The 13,436-nt window shown below is 40.4% G+C and carries 9 protein-coding genes and 1 riboswitch; of the genes, 7 read left to right on the top strand and 2 right to left on the bottom strand.

From position 1 onward, the window contains the following. Positions 1-138: 138 nt before the first annotated feature. A complete protein-coding gene (locus tag HCJ54_RS06590; protein WP_036065060.1) occupies positions 139-1,740 on the bottom strand; it encodes an ABC-F family ATP-binding cassette domain-containing protein in 1,602 nt (533 codons plus the stop codon). 301 nt (positions 1,741-2,041) lie between these two features. Further along, positions 2,042-2,145: riboswitch (TPP riboswitch) on the top strand. A 79-nt stretch (positions 2,146-2,224) separates the two neighbouring features. Here HCJ54_RS06590 and thiT point away from each other — a divergent pair. Continuing rightward, positions 2,225-2,785: an energy-coupled thiamine transporter ThiT gene (thiT, locus tag HCJ54_RS06585; RefSeq protein ID WP_187137079.1), complete on the top strand. Its 561-nt coding sequence runs from the start codon at positions 2,225-2,227 to the stop codon at positions 2,783-2,785. A gap of 109 nt (positions 2,786-2,894) precedes the next feature. Here the strand turns inward: thiT and HCJ54_RS06580 are convergent, their stop codons facing one another. After that, positions 2,895-5,270, bottom strand: coding sequence for a hypothetical protein (locus HCJ54_RS06580; RefSeq protein ID WP_187137078.1), 2,376 nt, complete (start codon positions 5,268-5,270; stop codon positions 2,895-2,897). Between the two features lie 658 nt (positions 5,271-5,928). Here HCJ54_RS06580 and HCJ54_RS06575 point away from each other — a divergent pair. The 6 genes from HCJ54_RS06575 to HCJ54_RS06550 form a co-directional block, all read left to right on the top strand. Next, positions 5,929-7,113 carry a betaine/proline/choline family ABC transporter ATP-binding protein gene (locus tag HCJ54_RS06575; RefSeq protein ID WP_036065056.1) on the top strand — a complete coding sequence of 395 codons (1,185 nt, stop codon included), beginning with the start codon at positions 5,929-5,931 and terminating at the stop codon, positions 7,111-7,113. An 18-nt stretch (positions 7,114-7,131) separates the two neighbouring features. Then, positions 7,132-7,785, top strand: coding sequence for an ABC transporter permease (locus HCJ54_RS06570; RefSeq protein ID WP_036065054.1), 654 nt, complete (start codon positions 7,132-7,134; stop codon positions 7,783-7,785). Between the two features lie 14 nt (positions 7,786-7,799). Then, positions 7,800-8,717, top strand: coding sequence for an osmoprotectant ABC transporter substrate-binding protein (locus HCJ54_RS06565; protein ID WP_187137077.1), 918 nt, complete (start codon positions 7,800-7,802; stop codon positions 8,715-8,717). A gap of 16 nt (positions 8,718-8,733) precedes the next feature. Next, positions 8,734-9,405, top strand: coding sequence for an ABC transporter permease (locus HCJ54_RS06560; RefSeq protein ID WP_187137076.1), 672 nt, complete (start codon positions 8,734-8,736; stop codon positions 9,403-9,405). A 110-nt stretch (positions 9,406-9,515) separates the two neighbouring features. Beyond that, the gene (locus HCJ54_RS06555; protein ID WP_187137075.1) at positions 9,516-10,007 is read left to right on the top strand and encodes a kinase; all 492 of its coding nucleotides are present in this window, start codon (positions 9,516-9,518) and stop codon (positions 10,005-10,007) included. A gap of 1,162 nt (positions 10,008-11,169) precedes the next feature. Then, on the top strand, positions 11,170-13,436 hold a 2,267-nt coding region (locus tag HCJ54_RS06550), incomplete at its 3' end, for a toxin Cry1Ac domain D-VI-related protein (RefSeq protein WP_244966911.1).

Here is a 13,436-nt window from a genome sequence, read left to right as displayed (position 1 = left end):
TCTTATTCGGTACATCGAATGGAAAGTGCTTTTTTCTTTGATAGAAGAAGGGAGCAGATTATGTATAGCATATGAGCAGAAAGACATAAAAAGCCGTGGAATACCCATTCATCGGGACTGTTCCACGGCTTCAATTATTTATTCTGTTACATGCAATGCTTCTGCAAGATATTCATCATACGTAACTTCTTTATTATAGAATTGCTCTTTCGAAAGGTTGATAATGCGAGTCGCCACACTTTGTAGGAATTGGTGATCGTGTGATGCGAAAATCATCGCGCCTTTGAACTGAATCATACCGTTATTTAAAGCCGTAATGGATTCTAGGTCTAAGTGATTGGTAGGTTCGTCCATCAACAGTACGTTCGCACCGGAAAGCATGTTTTTCGATAGCATACAACGAACTTTCTCACCACCGGAAAGCACGCGAACTTTCTTCAATACTTCGTCGCCACTGAAAAGCATGCGGCCTAAGAAACCGCGTAAGAATGCTTCACTATCGTCTTGTGGGGAATATTGACGCAACCATTCTACAAGATTCAAATCGTTTTCCTCGAAGAATTCCGAGTTATCTTTCGGGAAGTAGCTTTGTGTTGTTGTTACGCCCCATTTATATTCACCCTCATCTGGTTCCATTTCGCCAGCAAGGATTTGGAAGAATACCGTTTTTGCAACTTCATCGTCACCAACAAGGGCAACTTTGTCATTACGATTGATAATGAAGCTCACGTTATCCAGAACTTTCACGCCATCAATAGTTTTTGATAGGTTTGTAACGGTGAGTAGATCGTTCCCAACTTCGCGGTCAGGGTTGAACTGTACGAATGGATAACGACGACTAGAAGGTTGGATATCCTCAAGCGTGATTTTATCGAGCATTTTTTTACGGCTGGTCGCTTGTTTTGATTTCGAAGCGTTGGCCGAGAAACGTGCGATAAAGGCTTCTAATTCCTTGATTTTCTCTTCTTTCTTCTTATTGCGATCGCCCATCATTGTTTGTGCCAATTGACTAGATTCATACCAGAAATCATAGTTACCGACGTATAGCTTAATTTTGCTGAAATCAAGATCGGCAATATGCGTACATACTTTATTCAGGAAGTGACGATCATGGGAAACAACGATAACTGTATTTTCAAAGTTGATCAAGAACTCTTCTAACCAGTGAATCGCTTTGATGTCCAGATGGTTGGTCGGCTCATCGAGAAGCAAGATATCAGGTTTACCAAACAGCGCTTGTGCTAGCAAAACTTTCACTTTGTCGCCACCTGTAAGGTCTTTCATTAATTTATCATGTAGATCTGTCGTAATACCAAGGCCGCTAAGTAAAACAGCAGCTTCTGGTTCAGCATCCCAACCGTCGAGCTCTGCGAATTCACCCTCAAGTTCCGCAGCACGAATACCGTCCGCATCACTGAAATCTTCTTTAGAGTAAATGGCATCTTTCTCTTCCATGATTTTGAACAACTGATCGTGGCCACGGATAACAGTTTTTAGAACAACTTCCTCATCATATTGGAAATGATCTTGTTTCAAAACAGTTAGGCGTTCGCCAGCTGGAATATGGACATTTCCGCTCTGTGAATCGAGCTCACCAGATAGTACTTTTAGGAACGTAGATTTACCAGCACCATTCGCACCGATTAAGCCGTAGCAGTTCCCCGGTGTGAATTTAATTGAAACATCTTCAAATAATTTTTTATCGCCAAAACGTAAAGATACATTATTTACAGTTAACATTTTCGTCCTCCCAAATTCGCGCGTATTCAGCTGAAATTTTCATATTGAATGCTAAAAACGCAATTACTCCTATTCTATCACGAATAAGCATGCATGGAAAGAGCAGGGGACTGGACTTTCTAAAAAATACTGTTATAATAAAAATCAGATAAACAAATAAGTCGCCTAGACTACAAATTTAGGCTCGTTTATTTGGATATCCATGATTAGAAATTATTCTTTGAACGATAGACCGCAAAACTAGTGAAATGCGAGCGTTTGTTGCCAATTTATCTAGAGTATAATCTATTCATGAATAAGACGTTACCACAGGGGGGGCTTTTAGCTGAGATTGATCTTTTTTTAGATCTGACCCTTTGAACCTGTTCGTTAATACGAGCGTAGGGATTGTGGCGAATGAAGTGGTATCTGATACATAGTTAGATGATATGACTCCTTTCTTCTGCGGTACGTTTTTTACCAAAAAAAGAGAGGGGTATTTTTTATGCGTAATACGCGATTATTGACGTTGTTAGAATGTGCTATTTTTGCAGCATTGGCAATGGTGCTCAGTTTTATTCCGCTCGATGTTGGAAGTTCTTTTTCGATTTCGCTTGGCATGATTCCAATGTATATCATTGCAATTAGACGCGGCTTTTGGGCTGCTGGTTTTTCAGGTTTACTGTGGGGGTTGCTTCATTTTGTAACTGGAAAAGCCTATATTTTGAGCCCGTTACAGGGGTTTCTTGAATTTGTTGTGGCCTTTGCCTTTATCGCGTTTGCTGGTGTTTTTGCGGTACAAGTGCGTGGGTATTTAAAAGAGGGACAGCTTGGTAAGGCGATTGGCTGGGCATGGGGAACGATGATTATTGGTGGTGTTGCGAGGTATTTCTGGCATTATCTTGCTGGCGTGCTATTCTGGGGCGCTTACGCTTTTAAAGGCTGGTCCGCACAAATTTTCTCGATTGTGATGAATGGGGCGAGTTGTATTGCAACAGTAGTTGTGGCAGGAATTGTTGTAACGATTCTGATGAAGACGACACCGAAGTTATTTTTACCGAAATAAATATTTAGCTTGTTTCTATAAAATTATTTGTGGAAGATCAGTAAAAAAGACACGACAGAACGAGATGTTACAATCCGTTTTATCGTGTCTTTGGGGTACTATCTTTTACTTAACGATTCGTGATGGTGTAGACAACAGAATCAAGATAAAATGGTCCAGTCGTTGTACGAATAGGTTGACCATTGATTTTGACAACGGTGATTGTCGCACGAAGTTGTGCCTGATTTCCTGACAGTAAGGCTGGGATGTCGGTTGTCCAACGCCCTGAACTATCGGAGGTTGTCGAAGCTACTTTAGGTCTGCTAGCGCCTTGGCCGATATAAATATCTACCTGTGCTTCTGGTGCTGATGTCCCTGATATTTTGGTTAAACCAGGTGTAAGCGGGGATGTAATAACGGGCTTGTTCTGGATAACATAGGTATCTGAATTAGCATAGCGACTGTCTGTTATTGCTTTAATAGATACAGTATGCCCAGCTTTTAGCCACCCTCCAACTACATTTTCATTGAGGTCTTGATGTATTGACCAGTTACCGTTTTGGTCTGCCACGGTTCGATATTTAACCGTACTATCGCCGTCTTGCGTTAATAAAATAGTAGCGGATGCCTCAGCAGTTCCTGAAAGCGTCGTTTCACCAGCTGCGGCAGGTGAGGTAATACGCGGTTTTTTGAGTACATTATAAATTTCAGACTCTGCTGTATCCGTTCCTAATGTTTCTCGAACTTGAACAGTGTCTCCGAGGTTTAGTGGCAGGATACCAACGTCCCATTCACCTTTGTTATTTGATGTAACAAGCGCACGTTCCTTTAACTTGCCTTTTGCCATGACAGAAACCTCTATTTTTGAGCCAGCTAATGATATTCCTGCTACCTTATTATCTCCATCTGCAAGGGAGGATGTTATCTCCGGCTTTACCATAATGGTATAAATCTTGGAATCTGCATAAACAGTCCCTACAGTGGCACGTAATTGCATAGTATTCCCAGTCATTAGCGCTGGAACACTTACTGACCAACTACCTGAATAGCTATTTGCTAAAACTGTTATGGGCTTTATGCCTTGCCCCCAAACATCGACTCGTGATCCAGGTGTCGCTATGCCCGAAACTGTAGTTGCCCCACATACAAGTTGCGATGTGATCTCGGGGGCTGGCATCGCATCATAGACAGCAGAATCCATATAATCGCCCTCAGCACTGGAGCGGAGTTGTATCTTATCATTAGTAACTAACGCTGGGACTGTGGTTTCCCAATAACCGTCTTTGTTTGTTACGGCAGTGGATTTTTTCGGTCTAATGCTACTTGGACCAATGTACACCTCGATGTCCGATCCGGGTGTAGCCGTGCCAGATATCTTGGTAGAGCCTACAGCAACGGAAGATGTCAGCTCTGGTTTCTCTACCCCGATTCGTACGGCATATAGTGGGCTGGTGCTAGAACCTACACTTGCATAAACAGTGTGCCCTGCGGTTAACTTAAGTGGTAATTTTTTGGTCCATTCTCCAGTTGCAGTAGTGTAGGTGCTAGCAAAAAGCTGGTAGTTTAGATAGATATCAACATAGGTGTTGGGAAGAGCAGTACCATAAAGTTCTGTCGACCCTGTTGTAATGGAACTTGTAATACCTGGTTGTACTGATCCACTTACGATCGGAAATTTTATACTATCCTTAAAATTTCCATTGGAGAGTGTTGCTCTTAATTGAACAGTCTTCCCCACACCTGGTAATGGCGGTGTTTTAGCGACCCAATTTCCTCTGTAGTCTGCAGTACCACTGGCAACGTAAGCTCCATCTACCCAAATGTCCACCTTTGCTCCTGGGACAGCAAGTCCAGATACAACCCTAGTATCTGGAGTCAGTCTAGAGGAAAGCATTGGTTGTGCTTGTGTCGATGTAACTTTGTAGTCAGAGCTAAATATTGGAACTGACATGGGGCAAATCGCCAGTAGACTTACAGTATCATTTGTTTCTAACGCTAGTCCCGAAGCCACCCATTGTCCTGTATAATCTGCAGTAATCGTTTTAAAAAGCTTGCCCTTTACATACACAGTAACCGAAGCGCCTGGCTCTGCGTTTCCAGAAATTAAATTACCGCCTGCGACTAGAGGTGACGTAACAGTAGGTCGAGCCTGTGATTCTTTAGCTACACGTGTAGCGCTAACGGAGTTCTTTTCGTAGTCATATCGTACAGCCAATACGGTAACCGTATCATTAAGCTTTAATGGTGAAACTTCCGCCGTCCAAAATCCCCTTTTGTTCGCAGTGGTAATTTTAACAAGTGAATGGCTTATAAACACCCTGATCTCTGCATCAGGTTCTGATGTCCCAGCAATGGTCGTTGAGTACTTTAGTATACTAGATGTAATAATCGTAGGTGTGTATAGTTCACCATACGGTTCTGAAGCTTTAACTGTGGATGGCATAGTGGCAATTGACAAGATGACCATTGCCATTATTAACATTAATGTGATCCCTAATTTTTTCATTTTACGTCCCCCGTTCTTAATAATATATTTGTTATCGCTTTCAAATTAAGTATAACCATTTTTATCCAATATGTATGTGGATAAATTGTAAACATTTAGGCTTTTATATTCCATAAAGAGAGCGCTTTCTTTGAAAATGAGTGAAAATACGATTAAAAAGAATGATACATACATTGAAATAAATTGTCTTTCAACCTAAAACAGTGGTTAGTCAAATAAATAAATCAAGAAATTTCAAAAGTTCCCTAAGTGCCTATGAGTAGTGCATTTGGTGGAGCTTTTTTTGGCTTAAATAGGCATATATAAGGTGGATTGGTTCGCTTTTTAATTTTAGTTACGTTATAATGCTTATTAAGAAAGGGCTGTGTTGTTGGAATAGAATCGACTGTTTGATTTTCTACTCATCTATAACTGCGTTTTCAATCATACAACCAGTTGAAAGTTGAGAAGCACCAATTTCCCAACTTTTCTTTCTTTTTATTGATAAGTTTTTCCATCTTATTTTTGTGTTTTATGAAATGTTTTATTATGAATGAAGATGGGAATACATACGTCGTGGGTCAAAGGGGTATTTGATTCAAAGCAAGGGTGAGTGGTGGGCAGACCTGGAAATAATACAGGATGGCCTACACTCTAAAATAACTCGGAGGTGTCTAGATTGCTAAGATTTGAGCATGTTTCAAAAATTTACAAGGGCGGTAAAACGGCGGTCAATGATCTGAACTTGGATATTGATCGTGGCGAATTTATTTGTTTTATCGGGCCAAGTGGTTGCGGGAAGACAACAACGATGAAAATGATTAACCGCTTAATTGAGCCAAGCAGTGGCCAAATTTTTATTAACGACAAAGATATTATGAAGGAAGATCCGGTGAAATTGCGCCGTTCGATTGGGTATGTTATTCAACAAATTGGGTTGATGCCGCATATGACGATTCGTGAAAATATCGTGCTTGTTCCGAAGCTTTTGAAATGGTCAGAAGAAAAGAAGAATGAGCGGGCACTGGAACTAATTAAGCTTGTGGATTTGCCAGAGGAGTACTTGGATCGCTATCCATATGAACTAAGTGGTGGGCAACAACAGCGGATTGGTGTGCTTCGTGCACTAGCTGCAGAACAGAATTTGATTTTGATGGATGAACCGTTTGGTGCGCTTGATCCAATTACGCGTGACTCTTTGCAAGAGGAATTCAAGAATTTACAACGGGAACTTGGGAAGACGATTATTTTTGTAACGCATGACATGGATGAGGCTATCAAGCTTGCGGATCGGATCGTGATTATGCGAGGTGGCGAGGTTGTCCAATTTGATACACCGGACGAAATTTTACGCAATCCTGCCGATAAATTCGTCGAGGACTTTATTGGGAAAGACCGTTTAATTGAGGCGCGTCCAAATGTGACGAATGTGGAGCAAATCATGAATAATACACCTGTTTCGATTACGGCGGATAAATCACTGCAAGCGGCGATTCAATTGATGAAGGAACGTCGGGTGGATACGCTACTTGTGACGGATGATCAGAATGTGTTGAAAGGGATTATCGATGTAGAAGCGATCGAGCATAATCGCCGAACTGCGACATCAGTTGTTGATATTTTGGATAAGAATGTATTCTATGTGCGCAAAGATGCGTTGTTGCGCGATACGATGCAACGGATTTTAAAACGTGGCTTTAAATATGTGCCGGTTGTGGACGAGAAGAATCGCCTTGTTGGGATTGTCACGCGTGCCAGCCTTGTTGATATTGTTTATGACTCTATTTGGGGTGATTTAGAAGAGGTTGCCGCAGAGCAAGCCGAAGCCACAAAAGAACTCGAAAAAGAAGAAGTGCACGAATAAAATAGGGGGTTATTTTTAATGGACGCGATTACGCAATTTTTTCAAGACAACGGCCATGACCTGCTAGTAAAAACGTGGGAACATCTCTATATTTCGCTTTCGGCGGTAATTTTAGGGATCGTTGTGGCTGTGCCTGTGGGAATTCTTTTGACACGCTCGCCAAAAATCGCAAATTTTGTGATTGGGATTGTTAGTGTACTGCAAACAGTGCCGTCACTTGCAATCTTGGCTTTTATTATTCCAATTCTAGGCGTTGGTAAAATACCGGCGATTGTAGCTTTATTTATTTACTCGGTACTACCGATTATGCGAAATACGTTTATCGGGGTGCGCGGTGTCGACAAAAATCTAATTGAGTCGGGACGCGGTATGGGAATGACGTCTTGGCAATTGGTCAAAAACATCGAGCTCCCGAATTCCATTTCGGTCATCATGGCTGGGATTCGTTTATCTGCCGTATACATCATCGCTTGGGCAACACTTGCCTCATACATTGGCGCCGGAGGACTCGGAGACTTTATCTTTAACGGGCTGAACCTCTATCGACCAGATTTAATACTCGGCGGTGCGATTCCTGTTACGATTTTGGCGCTATTGGTTGAGTTTTTCCTAGGCAAATTAGAAGTGAAAATCACACCAAAAGCAATCCGTGCTGCGAAAGAGAATATGTAAGGAGGGACAGTAAAATGAAGAAAAAAATAAAACTTGCCGCTGTCATCCTGCTTGGCGTATCTCTTTTATCGGCGTGTGCATTGCCAGGACTTGGCGGTAGCACGGATGGCACGATTAAAATTGGAACAATGTCCACGACAGAGTCACAAATAGTCGGCAATATTGTGAAACAAATGATTGAACATGATACGGATTTAAAAGTAGAGATGGTAAATAATCTCGGTTCTTCCGTTGTGCAACATCAAGCGATGGTGAACGGTGATATCGATATTTCGGCGACACGCTATACAGGGACGGATTTAGTTGGACCACTCGGCGAAGAGCCGTTAAAAGATCCCGAAAAAGCACTAAAAGCTGTGCAAAAAGGTTTTTCTGAGCGTTTTGACCAACATTGGTTTGATTCTTACGGTTTTGCGAATACGTATGCCTTCATGGTACGTCAAGATACCGCGAAAAAATACAATTTGAAGACGATTAGCGATATGCGTGCCGTAGAAGATCAACTTGTTGCAGGTGTCGATAACTCATGGATGGAGCGTGCGGGCGATGGTTACAAAGCATTTTCCAAAGACTATGACATCACATTCAAGAAAATTTTCCCGATGCAGATAGGTTTGATCTATACGGCTCTAAAAAATAATCAAATGGATGTTGCGCTAGGTTACTCGACAGACGGCCGTATTCCGACATACAACCTGGTCGTACTAGAAGACGATAAGCACTTTTTCCCACCGTATGACGCTTCACCGATGGCTACAGATGCTATTCTAAAAGAACATCCTGAACTAAAAACGACGATAAACAAATTGGTAGGCACGATTTCAACGGAAGAAATGCAAAAGCTGAACTACCAGGCAGATGGGGAATTAAAAGAACCGTCTATCGTTGCAGAAGACTTCTTGAAAAAACATAATTACTTTGAAGATAAATAAGGAGGTGCCCGACAAAATGGATACATTTTCACAACTCATTGACTATTATCAAACCAACGCAACATATGTTATGGAAGCATTCTGGCGGCATTTCTTGATGAGTGCTTACGGCGTTATTTTCGCGGCAATTGTGGCGATTCCGCTAGGCATTTATATTGCACGCAAGAAAAGATTAGCAGGCTGGGTCATTCAAACCGCAAACGTTATCCAAACGATTCCAGCCTTAGCCTTACTCGCGATGCTTATGCTTGTGATGGGGCTTGGAACAAACACAGTTGTTCTCTCTTTATTCCTCTATTCGATCCTACCGATTTTAAAAAATACGTATACCGGCATTCAAAATGTCGATGGAGCATTACTCGAATCAGGGAAAGCGATGGGAATGACGAAATGGCAAGTACTACGCATGATTGAAATCCCACTAGCGTTATCGGTTATTATGGCGGGGATTAGAAATGCCCTTGTTATCGCAATCGGTGTTGCAGCAATCGGAACATTCGTTGGTGCTGGTGGACTTGGGGACATCATCGTGCGTGGAACGAACGCCACAAACGGAACCGCAATTATATTAGCAGGCGCCATTCCAACAGCGCTCATGGCTGTCATGGCGGACGTATTACTTGGCTGGGTGGAACGAAAACTTAATCCAGTAAAGAATAAACGAAAAAAATGGAGCGAAGCATTATAAAAAAACGAACTATCATTCCTATCAGAGGTTTGATAGTTCGTTTTTGAATAATGAATATTAAAAATGCACCTTATTAATAGAAATTAGTTCGGAATTAGGAGTGAGAACATATGAAATCAAAACTCATCATTATTCGTGGCAATTCAGGTAGCGGTAAAACTACGATCGCTAGAAACCTACAACAAAAGCTGGGTGCTGGAACATTACTAGTTTCACAGGATACCGTTCGCCGAGAAATGCTTCATGTCAAAGATCGTCATGGAAATTTAAGTATTGACCTCATTGAAATTATTGCATCCTACGGAAAAAATAACACGCCTTACATCATTGTGGAAGGGATTCTTGGAAAAGAAACATATCAAGATATGCTTCTTTCCTTGATTCATTTTTTCGATGATAACGCGGATGTCTATTATTTTAACTTGCCATTCGCGGAAACAGTGAAAAGGCACCAGACGAAAGGTAACGCTCATGAATTTGGTGTGGAGAAATTAAAAACATGGTGGCTCGATAATGACCTATTGGGTATGGAAAACGAGACCATACTTACAGAACACCAATCTGCAGAAGACATTATGAAACTGATTTTAGACAAACTATAGTAGCAAAAACCAAAATAAAAACATACTAATAAATTGAAATTGGATAGCGATCATGGTTATATTCGGAGCCAAGAATTAATACCTATAATAATCACGTTTGAATAAAAGGAAAAACCACATAAATGTAATACACAGAAAATTAATTGAAAACTGATAATTAGGCTTGTTGCACTTATTAAAAGAGGTAAGAGTGCGGTTACACTTTTTATAGTCTCAAAATCCTTGAGCTGGAAGGCTTACGAATTATACAATTGGTTTAGATAGTAATTGAAGGAAAAATTAAGAAATGAGGGAGAAGTAATCATTTTTTGGTACGCCCAAGATGGCGTAAATATTGCGTAATTAGGTAACGATACATTGAGAAAACCGATGTAATGTCAACAGCCTTATCTGAATCGAAAGTGAACAGGGAGTGTAGCATGGCTGTAAAGGCACTATTCAACTGTGTGCCAAGACATAAAGAATTGTATGAGGATAAAAAGACTGTATTGTTTGAAGTCTAAGCGAGAACGGTACTATGATTCACTGTTAGGAATACCAATTGAAACCTAACATCATCTCTACTCAAAAGTAATCTAGGAGTACATTTGAGGTGCTATCCATCTCGAACTCTAAGTGATATAAACGCCTGAAATATGTTCGACTTCCTAATAAGTGTCGTTGGGAGTAAAGAAGGTTGGTATAAAGCCTAAACAGACTATCAAAGACTTTTTGAACCAAGAACTTGGGTTGGAACTATCCGATGATAAGACACTCATCACACAGTAGTAAAAAGGCACGCTTTCTAGGATCGACCTTAGTATAGGTAACAATAATACGTCATATAAGAATAAACAAGGTGGTAAAATCAGATGCGCTAGAAGGAATATACGCCTGATGATGCCTAAGATGTCATCGAAAAGTTTACGCGTTTTGGGAGGAGGCTACTAGAAATCTAGCGTAGCAATACGTTAAGGTGCTGGTAGCTGACCTTACGGATAAAGTTCATAAGGTTGTCATACAATCCATTCCTTTGATTACAAAAACAGAAAAAAACTGATAACTAGGCTTGTTACACTTATGCCAAGGAGGGGAGAAAAAAGAAACACACAAAACAGTAGTGAAGGTAATAAAAGAACCTTCTAGCAAAAATTAGAGAAATGAAAGCAGGGAGTAAGAAAATATGAATAAAAAGAAAGTTAAAAAAATGGCAAGTGTCTTAACTGTAGCATCGATTTTAGGAACAAGCGTGGTAACACCATTTAACGTATTGGCAACCCCAGTGGAGGCGGCAGTTGATTCACGCATTTCACCAACATATGTAGCACCAGTAACATCAAATATTTATATGTCAAAGATTAACACATACTTCCCAAGTGCCACTTTAATCAATGGTATTTTGACAATTGATTTAACTAAAATGCACTTGAATTATGGTGCAGGCGTTCTACTTCCAAGTGGTCGAGTAATCAATGTATTATCAAAAACTAAAGATAACGTAGCAGATTTCATGGTATTAGACCTTAGAGGCGAGGATTTGACGTCGGGATCAGGTAAGATTCACGTAGAGAAGATCAATCCGAAAAATAAGAAGTATGGTAACTACGGTTTTGATATTAATACATCGTCCTACTATGAATACAGCACAGAGTTTGGTCAAGCTGTGTACAATCTGTTTGATGATCAAAATTTCACAACGCTAAAACCAGGATTTACAAATGAAGATCTTACAAATGTATATAACATTCTGGCAGTTACACCGAATTCCCCTGAAAAAGATAGATTATTTCAACTTGTTATCAAAGCAATAAATATGTCTGATGCACAAGAAAAAGCAAAAACAACAGCAGCACGTGATGAAGTCAATGCACTATTCACAAATAATAATCCAAGCTCAAATGCTCTCAAAAACACCACAAATCAAGCGGCGATTGATAAAGCACAAACATTAGTCGATGCAGTTACAGATGCAACTGAAAAAGCGAAAATCCAAGCGGATCTAGATAAAGCAAAAGAACTTTTAGCAGCAGCGATTGCAAGCGAAGAAGCAGCAGCAAGTAAATCAGTGAAAGAACTATTTGTGAACAACAATCCAGCGAGCAATGCTATCAAAGACACAACAGTTCAAAAAACAATCAATGATGCACAAAAATTAGTAGATGCACTAACAAACCCAACTTTAAAAGCAACATTACAAAAAGATGTAGACAAAGCCCAATCACTACTTGATGCACGTAATGCTGAAGAAGCAACAGATAAAGATCAACAAACAATTGCAGCATACCTTGTAAATCAATTATTCGTAGGAAATACGCCAACATCTGATGCAATCAAAGACGCAACAACACAAGCAAAAATCGATGATGCACAAGAACAAATTAACCTAGTGAAAAATCCAACAGTGAAAGCAAAACTGCAAAAAGATCTAGATCGCGCCCAAGAATTACTAGACGCTAAAACGTCAGCAGCACAGGCAGAAAAAGATCGTCAAGTAGCAGCAGAAAAAGCAGTCAATGAACTATTCACAAGCAACAACCCAGCCACAGACACAATCAAAGCAGCAACAAACCAAAAAGCAATCGATGATGCACAAAAATTGATTGACGCAGTAACAGATGCAACAGTGAAAGCAGAACTACAAAAAGATCTAGATCGTACCCAAGAATTACTAGACGCTAAAACATCAGCAGCACAAGCAGAAAAAGATCGTCAAGCAGCAGCAGAAAAAGCAGTCAATGAACTATTCACAAGCAACAACCCAGCCACAGACACAATCAAAGCAGCAACAAACCAAAAAGCAATCGATGATGCACAAAAATTGATTGACGCAGTAACAGATGCAACAGTGAAAGCAGAACTACAAAAAGATCTAGATCGTACCCAAGAATTACTAGACACTAAAACATCAGCAGCACAAGCAGAAAAAGATCGTCAAGCAGCAGCAGAAAAAGCAGTCAATGAATTATTCAAAGGTAACGATCCATCATCTGACGCTATCAAAGCAGCAACAAGTCAAAAAGAGATTGATGATGCACAAAAATTAGTGAATGCTATTACAGATGCAGGAATAAAAGTGGCTCGTCAAGCAGATTTAAATAAAGCGCAAAGCTTACTAAATGCCAAAAATGAAGCAGCATTGGTAGATCAAGTACAAAAAGCAGTGGCGAATTATGCAGTAAACCAATTATTTGTAGGCAATACACCCATAACGGATACTCTCAAAACATCAACAGATCAAGAGAAAATTGATAGTGCCCAAGCAGAGATTAATAAAATTAACGATGCAACACATAAGTCTGGATTACAGACAACTTTAGACCGCGCACAGGAACTACTAGACCAACGTAATACAACAGCGTCAGAAAAAGCAAACCAAGATGCAGCGAAAAAAGCAGTAGACGAACTATTCAACAACAACACGCCATCAAGTAATGCGATCAAACCAACAAC

This window comes from Listeria grandensis (genome assembly GCF_014322885.1).
Classification (GTDB): domain Bacteria; phylum Bacillota; class Bacilli; order Lactobacillales; family Listeriaceae; genus Listeria_A; species Listeria_A grandensis.
The sequence above is the reverse complement of the archived record's forward strand: the minus strand, read 5'-3'. Positions and strand labels throughout refer to the sequence as shown.